Annotated in this window: 20 protein-coding genes; 5 read left to right on the plus strand and 15 right to left on the minus strand. The window is 31.7% G+C overall.

Features of this window, described 5'->3' with window-relative positions; all coding sequences use genetic code 11:
• Nucleotides 1-33: 33 nt before the first annotated feature.
• The 3 genes from OA93_RS13600 to OA93_RS13610 form a co-directional block, all read right to left on the minus strand.
• On the minus strand, nucleotides 34-1,350 hold the full coding sequence (locus tag OA93_RS13600; RefSeq protein WP_039113904.1) for an ammonium transporter: 1,317 nt from the start codon (nucleotides 1,348-1,350) through the stop codon (nucleotides 34-36).
• Nucleotides 1,351-1,686: 336 nt separating this feature from the next.
• Nucleotides 1,687-3,123: a S41 family peptidase gene (locus tag OA93_RS24130; protein WP_052259449.1), complete on the minus strand. Its 1,437-nt coding sequence runs from the start codon at nucleotides 3,121-3,123 to the stop codon at nucleotides 1,687-1,689.
• A 51-nt stretch (nucleotides 3,124-3,174) separates the two neighbouring features.
• Entirely contained in the window at nucleotides 3,175-3,885 is a 711-nt protein-coding gene (locus tag OA93_RS13610; protein WP_039113905.1) for an endonuclease/exonuclease/phosphatase family protein, read from the minus strand.
• A 303-nt stretch (nucleotides 3,886-4,188) separates the two neighbouring features.
• On the opposite strand from OA93_RS13610, the gene OA93_RS13615 reads away from it, so the two are divergent.
• A complete protein-coding gene (locus tag OA93_RS13615) occupies nucleotides 4,189-4,596 on the plus strand; it encodes a RidA family protein (RefSeq protein ID WP_039113906.1) in 408 nt (135 codons plus the stop codon).
• Nucleotides 4,597-4,696: 100 nt separating this feature from the next.
• Here the strand turns inward: OA93_RS13615 and OA93_RS13620 are convergent, their stop codons facing one another.
• The 6 genes from OA93_RS13620 to OA93_RS13645 all read right to left on the minus strand — a co-directional run bounded on the left by OA93_RS13620 (nucleotide 4,697) and on the right by OA93_RS13645 (nucleotide 10,096).
• A complete protein-coding gene (locus OA93_RS13620; protein ID WP_039113907.1) occupies nucleotides 4,697-5,071 on the minus strand; it encodes a DUF2255 family protein in 375 nt (124 codons plus the stop codon).
• A gap of 169 nt (nucleotides 5,072-5,240) precedes the next feature.
• Nucleotides 5,241-6,314, minus strand: a complete 1,074-nt coding sequence (locus OA93_RS13625) for an alanine/ornithine racemase family PLP-dependent enzyme (protein ID WP_039113908.1) — start codon at nucleotides 6,312-6,314, stop codon at nucleotides 5,241-5,243.
• 41 nt (nucleotides 6,315-6,355) lie between these two features.
• Nucleotides 6,356-6,790: a GNAT family N-acetyltransferase gene (locus tag OA93_RS13630; RefSeq protein ID WP_039113909.1), complete on the minus strand. Its 435-nt coding sequence runs from the start codon at nucleotides 6,788-6,790 to the stop codon at nucleotides 6,356-6,358.
• A 642-nt stretch (nucleotides 6,791-7,432) separates the two neighbouring features.
• Entirely contained in the window at nucleotides 7,433-8,032 is a 600-nt protein-coding gene (locus tag OA93_RS13635; RefSeq protein ID WP_039113910.1) for an HD domain-containing protein, read from the minus strand.
• Nucleotides 8,033-8,107: 75 nt separating this feature from the next.
• Nucleotides 8,108-8,620 (minus strand): nuclear transport factor 2 family protein, encoded by a 513-nt coding sequence (locus OA93_RS13640; RefSeq protein ID WP_039113911.1) that lies wholly within the window; start codon nucleotides 8,618-8,620, stop codon nucleotides 8,108-8,110.
• A gap of 27 nt (nucleotides 8,621-8,647) precedes the next feature.
• Nucleotides 8,648-10,096, minus strand: coding sequence for a S41 family peptidase (locus OA93_RS13645; protein ID WP_039113912.1), 1,449 nt, complete (start codon nucleotides 10,094-10,096; stop codon nucleotides 8,648-8,650).
• Nucleotides 10,097-10,276: 180 nt separating this feature from the next.
• Between OA93_RS13645 and OA93_RS13650 the strand changes: the two genes are divergently transcribed.
• The 3 genes from OA93_RS13650 (at nucleotide 10,277) to OA93_RS13660 (ending at nucleotide 12,758) form a co-directional block, all read left to right on the plus strand.
• Nucleotides 10,277-10,495 carry a hypothetical protein gene (locus tag OA93_RS13650; protein ID WP_039113913.1) on the plus strand — a complete coding sequence of 73 codons (219 nt, stop codon included), beginning with the start codon at nucleotides 10,277-10,279 and terminating at the stop codon, nucleotides 10,493-10,495.
• 169 nt (nucleotides 10,496-10,664) lie between these two features.
• Entirely contained in the window at nucleotides 10,665-12,200 is a 1,536-nt protein-coding gene (locus tag OA93_RS13655; protein ID WP_039113914.1) for a YifB family Mg chelatase-like AAA ATPase, read from the plus strand.
• 48 nt (nucleotides 12,201-12,248) lie between these two features.
• Nucleotides 12,249-12,758 carry a hypothetical protein gene (locus tag OA93_RS13660; RefSeq protein ID WP_131474477.1) on the plus strand — a complete coding sequence of 170 codons (510 nt, stop codon included), beginning with the start codon at nucleotides 12,249-12,251 and terminating at the stop codon, nucleotides 12,756-12,758.
• 59 nt (nucleotides 12,759-12,817) lie between these two features.
• Here OA93_RS13660 and OA93_RS13665 read toward each other — a convergent pair whose 3' ends face one another.
• The 3 genes from OA93_RS13665 to OA93_RS13675 form a co-directional block, all read right to left on the minus strand.
• Nucleotides 12,818-14,050: a methyltransferase domain-containing protein gene (locus tag OA93_RS13665; protein WP_039113916.1), complete on the minus strand. Its 1,233-nt coding sequence runs from the start codon at nucleotides 14,048-14,050 to the stop codon at nucleotides 12,818-12,820.
• Between the two features lie 140 nt (nucleotides 14,051-14,190).
• Complete coding sequence (locus OA93_RS13670; RefSeq protein WP_039113917.1) at nucleotides 14,191-16,149, minus strand: KUP/HAK/KT family potassium transporter; 1,959 nt, start codon at nucleotides 16,147-16,149, stop codon at nucleotides 14,191-14,193.
• 137 nt (nucleotides 16,150-16,286) lie between these two features.
• Complete coding sequence (locus OA93_RS13675) at nucleotides 16,287-17,624, minus strand: hypothetical protein (protein WP_039113918.1); 1,338 nt, start codon at nucleotides 17,622-17,624, stop codon at nucleotides 16,287-16,289.
• Between the two features lie 117 nt (nucleotides 17,625-17,741).
• Between OA93_RS13675 and OA93_RS13680 the strand changes: the two genes are divergently transcribed.
• A complete protein-coding gene (locus tag OA93_RS13680) occupies nucleotides 17,742-18,797 on the plus strand; it encodes an oxidoreductase (RefSeq protein WP_039113919.1) in 1,056 nt (351 codons plus the stop codon).
• Nucleotides 18,798-18,862: 65 nt separating this feature from the next.
• Here OA93_RS13680 and OA93_RS13685 read toward each other — a convergent pair whose 3' ends face one another.
• The 3 genes from OA93_RS13685 to OA93_RS13695 are packed head-to-tail and all read right to left on the minus strand — an operon-like array spanning nucleotide 18,863 to nucleotide 20,338.
• Nucleotides 18,863-19,321 carry a hypothetical protein gene (locus OA93_RS13685; RefSeq protein WP_039113993.1) on the minus strand — a complete coding sequence of 153 codons (459 nt, stop codon included), beginning with the start codon at nucleotides 19,319-19,321 and terminating at the stop codon, nucleotides 18,863-18,865.
• Between the two features lie 27 nt (nucleotides 19,322-19,348).
• On the minus strand, nucleotides 19,349-19,762 hold the full coding sequence (locus OA93_RS13690; RefSeq protein ID WP_039113920.1) for a hypothetical protein: 414 nt from the start codon (nucleotides 19,760-19,762) through the stop codon (nucleotides 19,349-19,351).
• 33 nt (nucleotides 19,763-19,795) lie between these two features.
• Entirely contained in the window at nucleotides 19,796-20,338 is a 543-nt protein-coding gene (locus tag OA93_RS13695) for a sigma-70 family RNA polymerase sigma factor (RefSeq protein WP_039113921.1), read from the minus strand.
• Between the last annotated feature and the right edge of the window lie 60 nt (nucleotides 20,339-20,398).

Genomic DNA, 20,398 nt, shown 5'->3' on the forward strand with positions numbered 1-20,398 from the left:
AAGATGCTTTAAAATAATTTTTAAGGCATTTTTTTATAAAAATTCTCCATGTTGAGAAATGTCTAATCCTAGTTCTTCTTTTTCTTCAGTAACTCTTAGAGGCGTAATTTTATTTACAATAAAGAAAAGGATATAAGAACCTACAAAAGCAAAAACAGATACAATTACCATTGCTATTAATTGGTTTGTGAATAATGTTGAGGTTCCGAAAATAAGACCTTGATTATCTCCAACAAGTGGGTTTATGGCTTTAGAAGCAAAAACACCAGTTAATAACATTCCTACCATACCACCAACACCGTGACAAGCAAAAACATCCAGAGCATCATCGATTTTTCCTTTAGGGAATTTGCTTACTACAATGTTACTTACAATAGCAGCAAATGCTCCAATAAAGATTGCATGAGGAATACTTACGAAACCTGCTGCAGGAGTAATGGCAACAAGACCTACAACTGCACCAATACAAGCGCCAAGTGCTGATAGTTTATGTCCTAAAATTTTATCAAGAAATACCCAAGCCATTGCTGCGGCTGCTGCTGCAACTGTAGTTGTACCTAATGCCTGAACAGCTAAACCATTTGCTCCTAAGGCTGAACCTGCATTAAAGCCAAACCATCCAAACCATAATAATGCTGTTCCTAGTAACACATATGTAATACGAGCAGGATTTACTTTTTGTACTTTTCTTTTTCCTAAAAATATAGCTCCTGCCAATGCAGCCCAACCAGCGCTCATATGTACAACTGTTCCTCCTGCAAAATCAAGCACACCCATCTTAAAGAAAATACCTTCAGGATGCCATGTCATATGTGCCAAAGGAGAGTATATAACTAGTATAAATAAAACCATGAATAATAAATATGCCCAAAAACGAACACGTTCTGCAAACGCGCCTGTTATTAAAGCGGGAGTTATAATGGCAAATTTTGCCTGAAATAATGCAAATAGCATAAACGGAATAGTAGGGGCAAGACTCCATGCAGTATTGGTGCCTACACCTTGAAAAAATAAATTAGAAGTTGGATCGCCTATAACTCCTCCTATTGTTGGACCAAAGGCTAGCCCGAAGGCAACGACAACCCATAAAATGGTTACAATTACCATTGCCATAAAACTTTGCAGCATGGTACTAATTACGTTTTTCTTGCCAACCATACCTCCGTAAAAGAAACCTAATCCTGGAGTCATTAATAATACAAATGCAGTTGCAACAATCATCCAGGCAGTATCGCCAGTATCAAACTTTACAGCTTCGTTTGGAATAGGGCTATCGGACAGGATAAAATTAGAGAGAAAGGTTAATACCAAAATCGTGATTAGAATCACAGTTAAAATAATTTTTCGCATAGTTGGTTAGTTTTAAATTTCGATAAAAGTATAAAATGATTTAATACCCCATTAAAAAATAGTATTTACTGTTTAATTTTTGTTAAATTTTCATTTTGACCCCCTTAATTTTGATGGTAGTAATTAAAAACTATGCTAAAATTGAATTTTATGAATGGCAAAATTTATGAATGCTGAGTTTGAAGATTAAGATTTAATTAAAATTGTCAGTTTTGTTTTATGACATCAAAAAACATTATCTGATTCTAAGAGTTTATTATTTTATGTAAGGTATTCTAAATAAAAAAGGGACTAAATGAAGTGTACATTTAGTCCCTTTGTATTACGGTATAAAAATTATTTTCCTTTTAAAACACTTTCATAGCGTTTTGTTAATCCTTCCAGATAAGGAGCTTTAATTTCTGTAGCAATTTCTACAGATTTTTTTAAAGCTATTATGGCGTTACTTTTCTTTCCGTTTTGTTCCAGAAGATCACCGTATTTTAAAAAGGCAATAGGCGATTTTGGATACAACTCGGTATTGCTCTTTAAGATGGATTCGGTAATAAAAGGCTTTGTCTTTGTGTATTGTGAAGCTAATGCATCAATATCATCTTCTTTGTATAAGTTCGATTCAGTTAATTTTTTTACAGCATTAAATATTTGCTGATCCATTTTAGCATAATCACCTTCGTTAAGAGGTTTCGTTTGTTGATCCACAGTTTTTTGTAGTTCCAAATAAAGATTCTTAGATTCAGCAGCCTTTTTATTTCTGTAATCAAAAGCAGTTTTTTGCGCCAGTTCTACAGCTTTATCATAAGCCATATCTGGAGTAGTTTTGTATTCTGGAATTACACCAATACCTTCCCAGTTTGTTTTTGTAATTGGGTTTATTCCAGTTCCAGTAGGAACGAATATTTCTAATCGACTGTTAATTTCATAGGGTTCGCCAGGATTAGCTCCTCCACCAGTTGTTTCTCCAACTAGTGTTGCTCTTTTTTGGGTTTGCATATTATAGCTGAATTCTTCGGCTCCCGAAAAAGTTTTTGGACTAGTAATAATGAATAATGGAACATCAATCAATTTTTTTCCGTTTACTTCTTTTACCCAAAATTCCTCAGTAAAATTATCTTTTCTAAAATATAAGGTGTTTAGTAATATAGGATCTTTGAAAAAATAACTACATAAATATTGAACAGTTTTTGGACTACCACCTCCATTATTTCTTAAATCAATAATAATAGCATCGGCATTTTCTAGTAAGCGCATATAAGAATCGATTGTTTGATCGGTTTCGTGTATGAAATTATTATATTTAATATATCCTACATTGCTATCAATTAGTTTGGCTTCTCTAAAGCCATTTGCTAGTTTGCGATTGTCGGTGTAATTGTGTAGGTAAATTTCATAAGAATCTTTATTTAAGTCTTTCTTCTCCTCAACAGGAGGAATAAATTTAGGCCAAATCCCAAGATGCTTATCATTATTAATAAATCGTACTTCTTTTGTTAATGCTACTGCAAAAGAGTCTAATAAATCATACTTTTTAAATTTACCTTCTTTATATGCGGCTTTTAAATGATTTCCAATTAATTTGGCTTTATCAGGAAATATATAATTTACTTGTAATAAAGAATCGATTTTTAAAACAGTTTCTTTCTTGAATTTCTCCGTAATTGTTTTTTGTTGAGCGCTTGCATTTATTGTGAAAACAAAGAACAGTATTAGAAGAAAAATATGTCTGTGATTAAAATAAGAAATCTTGCTTTTTGAAGGGGGGAATTTGTTTTTCATGATTAGGTTGGTTTGATTGTTGATTTATAGTTTGTTATACGAATATAAGAATTAAATAGAAAATTCAATTATCAAAGGTTTGTGATCGCTATACTTAGTCCAATCTTTGTAATTTCCAATTTCAACATTTTTTAGAGTGTCAATAAAATAGGATGATGCGAAGCAATAATCTACATGATAAGGTTTGTTTTCATGGCGATATAAATATAAAGTAGGATGATCTTCTTTTCCTTGTATTTGGTTGTGGAATTTATGATAAGTACTAAAAATATTTTTAGATTCCAGCATACTTACAACAGTTGAGTGATTCCCCTCCCGACGTGGTTTATCCCAAATTGTATTACTATTAAAATCTCCAATTAAAATAATTTTAGGGTTTAATAAAAGTTCTTCATAATAATTTATTGCTTTCCAAACCTGAGTCACATATTGTCCATCTTTATCTTCTGGATTATTTGCCCAAATGGCAAACAAAATAAAATCTGTTTTTCCACCTGTAACAGATATTGGTAAAACATTTTTGAAATCCTGATTATGACATTTTAGTAATTTAATTTTGTATTCCCTATAAGAAAAGACTCCAAGCCCTTTATGCTGATTTTTTCCATACCAAATAATATCTGTTGGAGCTATTTGCTCCGTAAAATTTATTTTTTTTGGATTTTCACATTCGGGGATGATTAAAAGATCTGGATTATATTCTAGAATAAAATCAATTTTTTTTCGAAAAGCCATATTACAATTCCAAGTTATAATTTTCATTGTTATTTTAGACTTTTGTTAAAGTTTCTGTGAGAATATATTACCGCTAATATATAATTTTATTGTAAATCATTTATAAATAATAAGTTACTCTGTTTTTTTAATATAATTGAAGTTATAATAAAGAATAGGACTTTTTTATTAGTGATGAATCAATGCGAAGTATTAATTTTTATGGTAATGTCACAAGTTAAATATTTCAAAATGGGAAGTAGATTTATAATTGCATCTTTTAAATTTGTTAAGCTCGAAATTATTTGAGAAACAAAAGTTGTCAAAATTTAATCATTATTAGAAGCAAAAATGAGTGAAAACAATAAGATAAAAGCAGTAACAAGGTCAAATCCAAGTACATTATCAGCTCCAGTTGGTAATTATTCTCATGTTACGAAGATATCAGGTAATGCAGATATTTATACTTTTTCTGGTCAGATAGGTACAAGTAAAGAAGGAGATTTGCCAGATAATTTTAACGAACAAGTAGTTAATACTTTTCAGAATATAAAAGCTGTCCTGGAAAGTCAGGAATTGGTAGCCGATGATGTTATCAAGGTAAATATCTGGGCAACTCAAGAAATAGATTGGGATGCTTTTTATGCTGTATGGAATGCATTTTTTGGAGAAGTATATCCGTCAATGACTGTTGGATATATTACTGCTTTGGGATTACCAGAGATTAAATTAGAAATCGAAATCTGGGCTGCAAAATAGAGATACTGAGGCAGAAATAAATAAAAAACGAGATGATTATCATCTCGTTTTTTATTTATTTTAATTAGATAGTATTCATTATTATACTCATAATTGATATTTACAAAACTATAAATTCCATAGTTTTTGCAATATGTTCCTCTTTAATTATTCCGTGAGCGTAAAAAGAATTATCACCTGAATCGTACTTTTTTAAGTAGGCTTCGTTTATTTTTTTGTTGAGCAAGGCGATATCTTTTGGTATAACAGCAGATATTTTAATAACTCTTTCTCCGCATTTTATTTCTCCATCAGCATCTTTTAGGAATGTATTGTACCAACTTCTTTCAGCAAAACCCCATGATCTTGCAAATATTCTATTATCAACGGTAACCATCCAAATATTAAGGAAGTTTGGTCTTTCATTTCCCGCTTTTATCCCAATAAGATTGTTGTTCTCAATAAAATCGATTGTTTCAGTATCAAAGTTTTTCATATTGTTGTGCTAAAATTATATTTTATATAAGATTGTAAATAAAAGTATTTACTAACGAATATTTTGCACCATTTGATAGAATCGAGTTATTTACAGATAGCATTATAATATTATTAAATTGCGATTACTATTATATAATTTTATACATAATTATTTTACAAAGAATTATCTACTCTATAGTTTTTTCGATATAATCGGAGTTTAAAAGATACAGTGCACCCATATATTTAATGTTAAACGATACTAAGTCGCCTACTTTATATTTCTTTTTAGACTTAGAAATATCGATAACCAACATATCCGAGCTGGCATCGACAATGCTTATTTCGGCATCATCAGATTCTAAATATTGAGGTTGCATATCGAGTAAACCAATATCCAGAATTGCACGTAAAGAAGTGCCGCCAAAATCTTCGGTATCATTCATAGAAAAAGTATTTCCTGCTACATTTTCGCCTAATTCCCCCGTTGGGATATCTGGTTTTTCGGTTATTTCGATAATTTCCGTATAAAGTTTGAATACATCGTTGTGCATTCCTTCAATAGTTTCTCCAGTAAACAAATCTTTCCCAAAGAATAATGCTTCACCAATCCTGAAATGGTTAACCTCCATAGGTCTTGCATTCTTTATTATTAAAGGCAATGCTACTGAAGTTCCGCCAGAAACCCACGGGATGCTAATATCAAATTTAGCTTCGATAAGTTGTTTGTATAAACTTAACTGAATCAGTTTGTCCTGAGTAGGCATTACGCCACTCAAGCAATTAAGGTTTGTACCAATACCAAGAACTTCAATATTAGGCAGACTAAAAACTTGTCCGTAAAATTCAACTAAATCTTCGCCCATTACGCCCTCGCGTAAATCTCCCATTTCAATCATAATAATGATTTTATGGATTTTATTTTGTTTCTGCGCTTCGTTAGAAAGCATTTGTATCGTATAAATCTCAGTGTTAAAACTAACATCGGCATATTTTACAATGCTTGCGATACTTCGCTTTGCAGGAGGTTTAATATATACGGTTTGAATATTTGGGTCTAATGATTTAATTTTTCTTAGATTACTAACCCTCGAATCATGAATTTCGGTAACACCCAAAGCAATTATTTCTTTAAGATATATTTTATTACCGCATAAAAGCTTAGATACAACACCCCACTTAATATTTTTGGAAATAAAAATGTTGTTCAGAAAAGTATAATTCTCCTCTAGTTTTTTGCGGTATAATTTGATGAATGCCATTGCGTTCTTTTCTTTTTTTTAATTGAAATACTAGTTGAGGTTTATTTAATTAAACGCATTTCTAGGTATTTATTTGTAAAGCCTAGTTTCTCGTATAGAATTTTAGCAGGATTGTCTGGCTCAACATGCAATGCAATATTTCCTTCGGCAGTATCAATTACTTTTTGCATTAATTTCTTTCCGTAGCCTTTTCCTCTCTGGCTTTTGTCGACTGCTATATATACCAATATATTTTCGGGAATATAATCTTTCATTCCTGTATGGTTTAGGACACAAGCACCTACAATATTTTCTTCTTCTATTGCAAGAACAATTTTTCCGCCTTTTGCAGGGTTCATTACATATGCGATAGCTTTTAATATATCTTCGATTGTATCGCCATATTGTTCCAGATGAGTATGAAGAAATTTAGCGATTAATTCATTAGTAAATGTTTTATCCTCTCCTTGTTCAGGAGTAATTATTTTGAATTCCATTTTGTTATTCTTTTTAGATTATTGTGCCCGATTATGAAATTTTTTCGATAGGCAAAAGATGCAATATGAATTGCAAATTGGTATGTTTTTTAGTCAGATTCCTGATTGGTAAAATCGCATTTGATAAAATGTGCAAATGTGTTTTTTGACTAAAAAATGATAGATATTTTTGCAATTTAAGGAAAAATAACCGAAAATTGGCAAAAAGAACCCGCTTATTTTGTTTTGGACAAATAGTAAGCGGGTCGATTTTGTTGTTTTTGGAGGGTGAAAAATATAATCTGTGGCATTAAATTAACCGTAGAGTTGGCAAAGGATTACGCAAAGACCGCAAAGTTTAAGAATCCTCTTAAATTTTTAAGTTCGTGGTAAAAACGCTTTTTAAGTAAGAAATGAATTTGTGGAAATTAGTGAAATTTGTGGTTGTTTTTTTTGAAATCTTTTAATCCTTTTAATCTGTGGCAGTAAATTAACCGCAGAGTTCGCAAAGATTTTCGCAAAGGTCGCAAAGTTTGAATCTTTTTAATCTGTGGCTAAAAAAACATTAAACTTTATCAAAACAATACTTAATTTTTCTTAATCTCTTAATGGTAAAGAAATCCTTTTAATTTTTTTAAATCCGAGAAATAAAATAAAGTTTATTTAGTTATTTTTCTTCGTGAGAATTCCTTTTTCTACACTTTCGTTAATTAAATTTTCGGCATAATTCCAGATTGTATCAGAGCCTTCTTGAATCACTTTTTTCTTTTCGTGAACTTTCTCGTAATCTACATTAAATTCTCTCCAGGTTCCACCATTATTAGATGTGTTTTGCAAAAGAGGTTCTAGCCTGTCCATAGATTTTGCAAATTTTGCTTCATTGGTTAAGCCAGCCTCAAATTCTTCCCAAATTGCAATAAACTCCTGAGCTTGTTCTTTTGGCAAAAGACCAAAAATTCGTTCAGCAGCAATACGTTCTTCATCGGTATTATCGTGACTTTTTGTGGTGTCATAAATAAAAGTATCACCAGCATCAATCTCTACAATGTCGTGTATTAAAACCATTTTAAGGACTTTAAGAACATCTATAGGTACGTTCGAATGTTCTGCTAATACAATTGTCATCATAGCCAAATGCCAGCTATGCTCAGCATCATTTTCATTTCTGTCGCTATTGAATAATTTAGTTTTGCGCTGAATGTATTTTACCTTATCAATCTCTTTAATGAAATCTATTTGTTTTAATAAACTATCAGTTTGCATCTTGGTGTTTTTTAAGTTGTGTAATGATAACAAAGTTATTAAAATCAGCGATAGGACCGTGTTAACTATTTAGGTCTAGTCATTTTTCATGCTGTCATGTCCGTAACTAATGATCCTCGAGATTCTCCATTCTCCATCTTTATGCTGCCAAACATGAATAAATTTATAAGTTCCGCTTGGTTTTTCCTTTTCACCTTTATTTGTATGATAAAAATGATGAACGGCTATTTCGACAGCACCATAATTTTTAATTGGATAAACTTCTAAGCTACTTTCTACAAGTTCTCTTCTAATATTACTTCCTCTTGCACACATTTCCTTAAATGAGGCTAATTCGCTTTTAAACGAAGTTGTTAAACCTCCAAGATCATGGTAAAATTCTAAATCATCTACAAAAAACTTTTTGTAAGCTACAGTATCACATCTATTAAAAGCTGCAAATAAAGTACTATCGGCTTTTTTAATTTCGTAATATAACTCACTTTTCAATTCAGGAGTATTCTTTTTTAATTTTTTGACTTTTTGAGCAAAAGTTGAACTTATAGAAAGAATGGAAAGTAGTAAAAGAACAAGGATTTTATTCGACATCTTTTTTTGTTTTGGAATTAGATTGAATTATTTTTTTGTTTTTTGGTCTGCAAGTTTTAATGCAAATTCTAGCTGAACATCTTTGTCCTGAATGTACTCGTTTATAGTTGGAGTTATTTTATAATCGGGTAAAATACCTCGGTTACTATATTTGTCTTTTTTGACTGATAAAACATATTTGGTTGTAGGTATCGAAACATAAATTTGAGTGTTTGGCAAAACCAATTCTACAGCATTACCAGAAGTATTTCCGAAATATCCTCCGCCAGTTTCTTCCCCGATAAATAAGGCTCTATTGTTACTTTTTGCTATAGCACAAAATTCGGCTGTTGTCGAAAAACTCATTCCATCAATTAAAATATAAACTTTACCTGCGAAATTATTCAGACTTGGTTTTTGAGTAGCCAAATTATTTCGGCCTCTAAAGTAATCTTCAGATGGGTTTTCCTTCGGTTTATAACTACTTAGATCATTTTTGGTTAATTTTTGCGAAGTGCTTTCTAGAGAAGTATAATATTCAAATGGAGTATTTGTAAGGTAAGAATATAATAAAGAACCATAAGTATCTCTTCCTCCACCGTTTCCTCTTAAATCGATTATTAGGTTGTCTATTTTCTTATCTTTTATTTCTTTGAATGTTTGCTCTAAAAACAGAATGTAATTTTCTTTTGTTTGGTCGAATATTTCTCCATTAAAAGTTTTGATGGTGAGTAAAGCAATACCACCTTTTTTATAATCGATCGATAAATATTTATCTGGATCAGGTTTCTGATTTTTGCATTCGGTATTTTTATATAGTTCAGAACTGAGATTAATCGTTTTGATTTTGTTATCCTTAGATTTATATTCAATTTTAAAATCAGATTGTTCGCCATAAACTAATCGATAATAAAACCAGAAATTATTATTTAGTATCACATATTTTTTGGTTTCGATTTTACCATCAGATACAATATATTGAAAAAGTTTTTCCTTGATTTCGTTTATTTGAATACCGTTTATGCTTAAAATTTCAGTTTCGGGTAATAGACTTTCTTTTTTGCTACAAACAACATAAGCATTATCGTTTATGAACCTGATTTGTAGCGGAAAGACTTTTGCATTTTCATCAAAATATTGTTTCAACTCTGGCGATGCTCCTGCATAAAAGTGACCGTCTTGTAAATAACTCAATACGAGTTTTATCTCTGCTAAAAAATCAATTTGAGTGGTATTTTTATTTATAGATAAAAAATAATTATCAAATAATCGATCTATATTTTTTTTGCTGTTAAAGCGATATAATGAAGGATATGATTTTTGTAGTTGAGTCCTGAAAATCACAAAATCTTGTTTTAAAAGCGGACATTCAATAACTTTTGGAGTATTATCAGAAGCTTTTTCAATTGTTTGAGCAGAACATATATTTATGGAAGCAAGCAGTAGTAAAAGTATTTTATATAACCGATTCATCTTTTGTCTTTTTATAGTAGTCATACTTAAGCTGTTTATGTTACAACAAAGGGACTATTATAATTTTTGTAGGGTTTGATTTTTACAAGTTAAAGTTTTTTATGAACGGATTATTCAACAAATTATACTGTTAAAACAAATTAAGTTGAATGCTACAAGAATAATTTCATTTTACATTTACGTAACCATAAATAAAAAATCAAGATGAATATAGTAAAAATGGAAGATTTAAGCATCGCAGATTTAAAAGCTGCTTATGATTTTAATGCGATGGAAAGAAAAGCTTTAAGGAAATTACTTAAAGCTAGTAGGCGTACGGTAGATTATAATAGTGATGCAGGTTACCAAGAGTTAATGGTAATTCAAGAAAACCTTTATGATGCATTAGAAAATAGGATTAATTGTATTGAGATGATATGGTAGAATTAGAATTCATAGAATTAAAATCTAAGTAGCTTTTTCAAAAAGTTCAAATTATTTTGAATTAATTGATTCTATTTATGTAATTAAGCAAAAAGTAATTTTTTTACTACAAAATATCACTTTTTCAATTTATATTTAAATACTTTTACTTTTATAAATAAAAGCAGATATGTTAGTTAAAGTATACGGAAGTGCAGTTTTTGGTGTAGAAGCTACAACTATTACTGTTGAGGTAAATATGGATACAGGAATTGGGTATCATTTGGTAGGTTTGCCTGATAGCGCCATCAAAGAAAGTTGTTTCAGGATTGCAGCAGCATTAAAAAATAACGGGTATAAAATGCCTGGAAAAAAAATAACTATAAATATGGCGCCAGCCGATTTGCGTAAAGAAGGTTCGGCATACGACCTAACTTTGGCAATTGGTATTTTAGTGGCTTCAGATCAAATAAAAGCACCCGAACTAGATAAGTATATTATTATGGGAGAACTTTCGCTTGACGGAAGCTTACAACCCATTCGTGGCGCTCTGCCTATTGCTATAAAAGCAAAGGAAGAAGGATATAAAGGATTTTTTCTGCCAAAGCAAAATGCAAAAGAAGCTGCAATTGTAGCAGGTCTAGATGTATATGGAGTTGAGAATGTACAGGAAGTAATTGATTTTCTGGAAGGCAAAGGAACGTTAGAAACTACTGTTATAGATACTAGGGCTGAGTTTTATAAAACGTTAGATTTTCCTGAATTTGATTTCTCGGATGTAAGAGGACAGGAGAGTATCAAGCGTTGTATGGAAATTGCTGCTGCGGGCGGACACAATATAATTCTGGTAGGACCTCCGGGAGCTGGAAAAACAATGCTTGCCAAACGATTACCAAGTATTCTGCCACCAATGACATTAAAAGAAGCATTAGAAACGACCAAAATTCATAGTGTTGCAGGAAAATTAAAAGAAGTTGGGTTAATGAATCAAAGGCCTTTTAGGAGTCCGCATCACACTATTTCGAATGTTGCATTAGTAGGAGGAGGGAGTTATCCACAACCAGGAGAAATTTCGATGGCGCATAATGGGGTTTTATTTCTAGATGAATTACCTGAGTTTAAAAGAGATGTTCTCGAAGTGATGCGCCAACCTCTGGAAGATAGAGAAGTAACAATTTCGCGAGCTAAGTTTACCGTAACATACCCATCCTCTTTTATGCTTGTAGCGAGTATGAACCCAAGTCCAAGCGGATTTTTTAATGATCCTGATGCGCCACAAAAATCATCTCCACACGAAATGCAACGTTATTTAAGCAAGATTTCAGGGCCTTTATTAGACAGAATAGATATTCATATAGAAGTTACGCCAGTTCCTTTTGAAAAATTAGCGGATGATAATAAAGCCGAAAGTAGTGTGCATATTCGCGAACGTGTTACGGCTGGACGCGAAATTCAAGCTAAAAGATTTGAAACATTCGAGAATATAAATTATAATGCTCAAATGAATACGAAACAAATCCGTGAGTTTTGTGCGCTTGACGAACAATCAAAGTTATTATTAAAAACTGCAATGGAACGACTTAATCTTTCAGCTAGGGCTTACGATAGAATTTTGAAAGTAGCCAGAACTATTGCTGATTTAGAAGCAGCTCCAGATATTGTTTCTTCTCATATTGCCGAAGCAATCCAGTATCGTAGTTTAGATCGTGATGGTTGGTTGGGGTAAGAGAAATAATAGTATATTTAAATAATTAATTCTCGACCTATAATAATTATGAAAGTACTATTTGTTTTTTTCTCACTATTTATGTTTATAGGAGTGCATTCACAAACGAATGAACCTGCCTTTTTTTTAGATGGAAATTTTGTACACAAAAACGCCATTGCAAATTTTGATGTAAACGAAATTAAAGATATTAATGTGATAAAAGATACAATCACGATTGAAGCAGTTAATTATATAGGGAGAATAATGATTACTTCAAAAAATCCAAAAGAGGTTAATTTGATGACTCTGAATGATATTAAAAATAAATTCACGAAAAGTAAAAGTAAAAAATTTCTGTTTGTATTAAACGGGGTAGTTATTCTTAAAGATGTAGGAACTTATAAAATTGACGAAAAATATATATTTAAAACAGATGTTGTTAGTTCTGATACAATTGAAAATTTGAAAGGCACAGATTTAGATATTATTAGTATTCTAACAAAAATCAAAGAGAATACTGAACCTAAAATGCTTATCAGAGGAAATAACGTTTTGGACTCCATAAAGGCTGAATAAAAAAAGGTTTAACATTGAAACCAATGTTAAACCTTTTAAATATATAAGTATAATTTGTTTTACGAAGCTACAACTGGAGCATCTTTACGCTCTAATAATGCCATATAAAAACCATCAAAACCAGACTCAGAAGCCAATATTTTTTGGTCTTTTACAAAAGTAAACTGTTTACCGATTTCTGTTTTTAAGAATTTCTCTACTTGCTCTTGATTTTCAGAAGGTAATATAGAACACGTAGCGTAAACTAGTTTTCCTCCTGGTTTTACAATCTTAGAGTAGTTCTCTAAAACTTCGGCTTGAACTTTACGAATGTTATCGATAAACTCAGGCTTTAATTTCCATTTAGCATCAGGGTTTCTTTTTAGAACACCTAAACCACTACATGGAGCATCGATTAAAACTCTATCGGCTTTTTCGTGTAATTTCTTAATTACCTTAGTAGTGTCGATAATGCGGTATTCGATATTAAAAGCACCATTACGTTTCGCTCTTAATTTTAATTGCTTTAATTTACTTTCGTATAAATCCATTGCAATTAATTGTCCTTTGTTTTCCATCAAAGAAGCAATATGCAATGTTTTTCCTCCAGCACCAGCACAAGTATCAACTACACGCATTCCTGGTTTTACATCAAGAAATGCAGCTACAAGTTGCGAGTTAGCATCTTGAACCTCAAAGAAACCTTGTTTAAAAGCATCTGTTAAGAATACGTTGGCTCTTTCTTTTAAGACCAAAGCATCTGGCTGATTTTTTAAGAATTCGGTTTCAATATTCAAATCCATTAAGATTGCTCTTAACTGTTCTTTGGTAGTTTTTAGCGTATTTACTCTAAGTATAACTTTAGCCGGTTGGTTTTGAGCAGCAATTTCTGTAGCCCAAAGTTTTTCACCTAATTCTTTAACTCCTAATTCATCCATCCAATCAGGAATAGATTCTTTAATAGCTCTAGTTTTAGAAAGCTCGTCAAAACGACCTTTTATTTTTCTTTCAGGAACTCCTTCCAGCTGGCGCCAATCAGGGATTGGGTAACCTCTTAAAACTGCCCATACTGAGAACATTCTCCAAAGGTTATCTCTGTCAAACGGTTCTTTAACTTCAGCAATTTCACTGTATAATCTTTTCCAACGAACTATTTCGTATATCGTTTCTGCGACAAATTTCCTGTCAGAACTTCCCCAACGCTTGTCTTTTTTTAATGCTCTTGCAACCACTTTATCAGCATATTCACCTTCATTGAATATGGCGTTTAAAGAATCGATGGTCGTATAAACTAAATTTCTGTGTAATCTCATTTTAAATAATTGAGCTGCAAAGGTACTATTAATTGGTTGAAAGTTAAATTTTTAATTTTGAATGTTCTTTTTATATTTTTCGACCAAAAAAAACACTCTTTTAAGAATTAAAAGAGTGTTTTGTAAATGTTTATCAAGGCTTAATGAACTCTTGTTAAACCTATGTTTTCTGGAGCATGAAGCACCATTGGGAATTTTTCTATTTTCACAGAACTGCTGTCTAAACCAAAAGCGCGTTCTTCGGATAAACTTAGTTTTTTGATAAAGAAATAAGAATTCATGATAATATTTTCATGCCATCTTAAGTCATTATCGTTAGAAAGGAATTTCTCAGATAACACAAATTTGAAATCTCCAATAATATTATTTTTATTCAATGATTCGTATCGGCTCGTAATATCAACTTCCCCTTTTTTTACCATATCACGAATAACTTCTCTAAACATTAAGTTGATCTTGGTAGGTTCTCTAAATCCTAAATTAAAATCGACTCTATAAATATCGTCTTTTGCAATTTCGGTTACTTTATATTGCGTTTTATAAGGCTCAGTTAAAATATTTACGTGTACAAACCAATATATATCGGCTCTTTTCGGACGCTTTTGCAAAATGGAATAAATTACTTTTTCCTCCAATTCATCTACACGGCTAGCATTGGTCATATAAACCAAATGTGTTGCATATTTAGGAATAGATAAATCTTCGCTCAATTCCATCAATACCTTTTTATAATCTTCAATCTTGATAACCTTGGTGTAGTTTTTATTGATTTTCTTAGCCAGGAACCAAATCGTCATAATAGAGATAAGAACTGCAGCAATAATTAATGTTACATAGCCACCTTCGGCAAACTTAGTTACATTGGCAATTAAAAAACTAATCTCGATTGCTAGATATATAGTGATTAATGGAACCATGAAATATAATTTTACTCGTTTCATGATCAAGTAGAAATTAAGTAAAATAGTGGTCATAATCATACACAAAATAATTGCAAGACCATAGGCATGTTCCATTTTTCCTGATTCTTCAAAGTGCAATACGATACCCACACAACCAAAAAACAATAACCAGTTTATAGATGGGATGTATAGTTGACCTTTTAATTCAGTAGGATATTTTATTTTTACTTTTGGCCAAAAATTTAATCGCATGGCTTCATTTATCAATGTAAATGAACCACTAATAAGGGCTTGAGATGCAATTACTGCAGCAAGTGTTGCGATAACAATACCAATTGGTTGGAACCAACTTGCCATGATTAAGTAAAAAGGATTTCCGTTACCTCCTAATTCTTGTAAAGTACGTCCTTCATGATGAATAAGATAAGCTGCCTGTCCAAAATAGTTTAATACTAATGTTGACTTAACAAATATCCAGCTTATGCGAATGTTTTTTCTTCCGCAGTGTCCCATGTCCGAGTACAAAGCTTCGGCTCCGGTTGTACATAAAAATACAAAACCTAAAACGAAGAAGCCATCAGGATGGATTGATAATAAGTGATAAGCGTAGTAAGGGTTTATTGCTTTAAAAACTTCTGGATGATGTACAATTTGTATCACACCCAAAGTACCTAACATGGTAAACCAGATAAGCATCATTGGAGCAAAAAACTTACCTACTAATTTTGTCCCGAATTGCTGAATCGCAAATAAAACAAATAAGATTGCAATAACAATAGGAACAGTATTGATACTAGGATAATAGGTTTTAATACCTTCAATTGCCGATGAAACGGATATTGGTGGTGTAATAATACCATCTGCGAGTAAGGCACTTCCCCCTATAATGGCGGGAACAATCAACCATTTAATCTTTGTTTTTTTAACCAGTGCGTATAAGGCAAAAATTCCTCCTTCGCCATGATTATCGGCACTGAGTGTAATAAGCACATATTTGATGGTTGTTTGGAGCGTTAATGTCCAGAAAACACATGAAATACCACCCAAAACAATATCAGCTTCGATTATATGTTTGCCAAGAATGGCTTTCATTACATATAAAGGAGAGGTTCCTATATCACCATAAATAATACCTAATGTGATTAACAAACCTCCTAACGTTAACTTACTATGTAAGTTCTTGTGTGATGCGCTCATTTAATTTTTTAATTTTATAAAAGTCGCGTCAAATTTACTGTTTTAAAACAAATTAACATCAAATTATGAAGAATAAAGATAAAAAAAACACGATCGTTAAATCGTGTTTTTATTTTCGTCTGATAAGTGTATTAAAATTAGCCTCTTCGATTGCTACTTCTTTCAGAAGAGCCACTTTGTCTTGGGCTTGAATCACCTCTGGAAACGGAACTTGATCTTTCGTTTCCAGAGCTTTGAGGACTTGATTGCCTAGCTGAACTAGTTCTGCTTTCAGAATTCCCTCTTGATGATTCCGTTCTTTGAGTCGAATAATCTCTTGTAGCACTTCCTCTATTTTGAGTATAATCTCTTGCAGTTTCTGTTCTTTGCGTAGGCGTTACCGTAGTAGAACTTGGTCTGTTTTGAGTATAATCTCTAGTAGTTTGTGTTCTTGGGGTTGGCGTTACTGCAGTAGAACTTGTTCTGTTTTGAGAATAATCTCTTGTAGTTTCTGTTCTTGGAGTAGTGGTATTTCCTCTATTGTAATCTCTAGTAGTATTTGTTCTATCTACAGTTGTTCCTGTTGAGTTTGTTCTGTTTTGAGAATAATCACGACTTGGTCTTGCTGTAGAGCTGTTATCTCTAGATGTACTTGTTCTGTTTTGAGAATAATCTCTATTAGGTGTTGCAGTTCTATCAGTAGTTCTGTTAGTATTAGAATAGGTGTTTCCTCTTCTGTTTGTTTCTCTACTAGCAACACGTCTTTGATCTAGCTCGTATCTGTTGCTTACATTACTATTACGTTGAGCAAACCCGTTGTTAGGATTACGTCTTTCGTATCCGTAAGTACGATTAGAGTTATATATTACAACAGCTGTATTACTTCTTCTAGAACTTACATAGTTGTAATGATTGTTTACATTAATGCAAATATTAACATTGTTTCTATATCTATAAACTGGGTAAGGTCTCCATGCAGTATAATAAGTTGGATAGTAGTTCCATGTCCAGCTTGAATAATAAGGACGATAGTTAGTTACCCAAAATGATGTATATATTACAGGAGCAATAGTATAAACTGGCTCATAGATGTAATTTGGACCATAAATAAAATCGTTTCCAACAACTTGTATGTGAACTTTGTTAAAAGAATCTCTCTCTAAATCAATTGTTGCAACATCTTGGTAAACATCACGATCTAGTACAGCTTGTATGATAACTACGTGAGTTCTGTTTTCTACGCTTTCGATTACACGTAAATAATCAACTTGATTATCATCGTTTAAATCTAGATTTGATATTTGATATTTTGGTTCATTTAATCTTCTTTCAAAATCCTGAAGATTTGCAGATTCCCCAAAAATAGAAGCTACGGCTCTTAAATCTAAATTATCACTAATATCAGAGTTTTTAGCATATACAGTAGCTCCAGCTTGAGCTTGCATTGTAGCAAACCCTAAAGATAGTAGGCTTATTAAAAGTATTTTCGTTTTCATGACGTATCGTATTAAGATTGTTATTTTGAATTATCCAATTACTGTGCCATAAAAAATATATTGCGTTTTGATTTTATGTAAATAATTGTATTTTAGCATAAAATAATTTAAAATACCATGAAAAAATTAGCACTCTTTTTAAGTTTTTTTAGTTTCGCTATGTATTGTCAAACAGTAGATTACAAAATAAATAGCAAAGGTTTTCAGTCTATTGAAATCGATACACTGTTTAAAGATAAAATAAGTATTAGAGCGCTAGTAATTGATAAAAATAAGATATGGTTTGGAGCTGATAATTCGCGATTTGGATATTACGATTTAAAGGATAAAGAAAAATATGTAGAGCATATTTATAAGGATACCTTAAAGTTAGAGTTTAGAAGTATTGCTGAAACTTCAAAAAATATTTATTTATTAAGTGTAGCAAATCCAGCTTTGCTTTATCAGGTTTCTAAAGCAACCAAAAAAACAAAATTGGTTTATAAAGAAATTAATGATAAAGTGTTTTATGATAGTATGCAATTCTGGAATGATAGCGAGGGAATTGCAGTAGGTGATCCTACCGAAGATAGTTTTTCGATATTAATAACTCGTGATGGAGGTAATACGTGGGTAAAATTACTTTCGGATCAATTGCCTACAATGGGCAAAGGAGAGGCAGCATTTGCAGCAAGCAATACTAATATTGTTATAAAAGGTAAAGATGCCTGGTTGGTTTCTGGCGGGAAAAGGGCAAGGGTTTTTCATTCATCTGATAAAGGGAAAACATGGAAAGTTTATGAAACGCCTATTGTACAAGGAAAAACAATGACTGGAATTTTTACGGCTGACTTTTATGATTCTAAAAACGGAATTATTGCTGGAGGTGATTACGAATTTCCAGAACAAAATTCAGATAATAAAGCAATTACTACCGATGGTGGAAAAACCTGGAATTTAATAGCTCAGAATTCAGGTTTTGGTTATGCATCTTGTGTGCAATATGTACCTAAAAGCGGAGGGAAAGAAATAGTTGTAGTTGGGACTTTAGGATTACATTATTCGGCAGATGGTGGCGCTACATGGAAACAATTATCGACAGATTCAAGCTTTTTTACGATTCGTTTCATGAATTCAACAACTGCAATTGCTGCAGGTCATAATAAAATGGTTCAGATTCGTTTTAAAAAATAAAAGAGCCCTAGATAATAAAGTAATTATTATAAGGGCTCTCGGCTGTTGTTATTTTTAAACAGGATTTAGTTTTTACCTGCTTTGTCTCGATATTGGTGTAATAGTTTGCGATTAAAATCATCTTCGGATTTTCGAAGGATTATGATTTTTTTCGCAGGAAGTATTTTCTTTAAACTTGCAATATATTTTTTACGCAAAAGGTATAATTCTTCATCGGTACTTTCCATTTGAGAAAGAAGAGCTGCAGCTTCTTTTTCAGACATATTCTTTAAGGTTTCTTCGCTTAATTTTCTGGTATATGATTTCATCTTCTGATGTCTTAATTCATATTGCTTATCATCATAAGTGTTATATATAGGCCAGAATTTTTCTGATTCAGCCGAAGTTAATTCTAACTCGGTTGTTAGGAAAGAAACTTTATATGCTTTTATTTTCTCCCTTTTTTCGTCCATTTTCTCGCTTTGAGCGTAAAAAGGAAATGTAATCAGGAATAGTAATATCGGAAGTATGTTTTTGATTTTCATCTGCATCATTTTTATGTAATTGTTCTTTTATTCTAAAATAAGATGTTCGATATTAGGATTCGAAGCCAGAACATCTTCTATAGCATCATCACCTAAAGCAATATTTTTATCTAAATTGTTAATGTCGTTTGTATCTAACTCATGAATTAAATCGTACTGATTTAAATTTGATTGATAAGATAAGTACGTTTCTAGAGTAGCTTCATCAAGTTCCTTAGATTTTGTTGTGTACTTATATACTATAGGAACCGTTAATGCAATTACAAGTACGGCAGCTACAGCCATGAATGTTTTTCTATTTCTTGCAAATAAAGAAATTGTTTTAGGTTCATTTTGTGGCAACTTCTCCTGTAAACTTGCAGAGAAATTTTCAAAATAATCTTCTGGAGTTTTAAATCCAGTTTCAATTTTCGGTTCGTTATCTAATTTAAATGCTTTCATGATGTATGTAAGACTTTATTAGTTGTAAAAGGTTTAATTGGATGTAACATGAGCTTCGATTTTTTTTACGGCATGATGATATGATGCTTTTAATGCACCAACAGAAGTGCCTAATATCTCGGCTATTTCTTCATATTTTAATTCTTCAAAATATTTCATTTTAAAAACCAGTTGTTGTTTCTCTGGGAGCGTAACAATAGCTTTTTGTAGTTTCAACTGAATTTCGTTTCCGTCAAAAAAAGCATCGGCTTCAAGATTCTCAATGGTTTTATTTTGTAAAGCTTCAGAGGTTATTCCGCTTAGTTTTGCTTTCTGACTTAAAAAAGTCAAAGCTTCATTGGTTGCAATGCGATATATCCATGAAAATAGTTTGCTATCTCCTTTAAATTTATTGAGATATCGAAATACTTTCACAAATGTATTTTGCAAAACATCGTGTGCATCATCATGATTCAAAACAATGTTCCGAATATGATTGTACAACGGTTTTTGGTAAGTAGATACAAGTTTTTGAAACGCAATATTTTGCATCTTCGGGTTTAATAACTCTTGTATAAATACCTTTTCGTCTGTCAACTTTACTTTTTATATAAGTTAGAATAGCATTATCCGAAAAGGTTTAATCTGCATTTCAGA

Source organism: Flavobacterium sp. KMS (assembly GCF_000813005.1).
Classification (GTDB): Bacteria; Bacteroidota; Bacteroidia; order Flavobacteriales; family Flavobacteriaceae; genus Flavobacterium.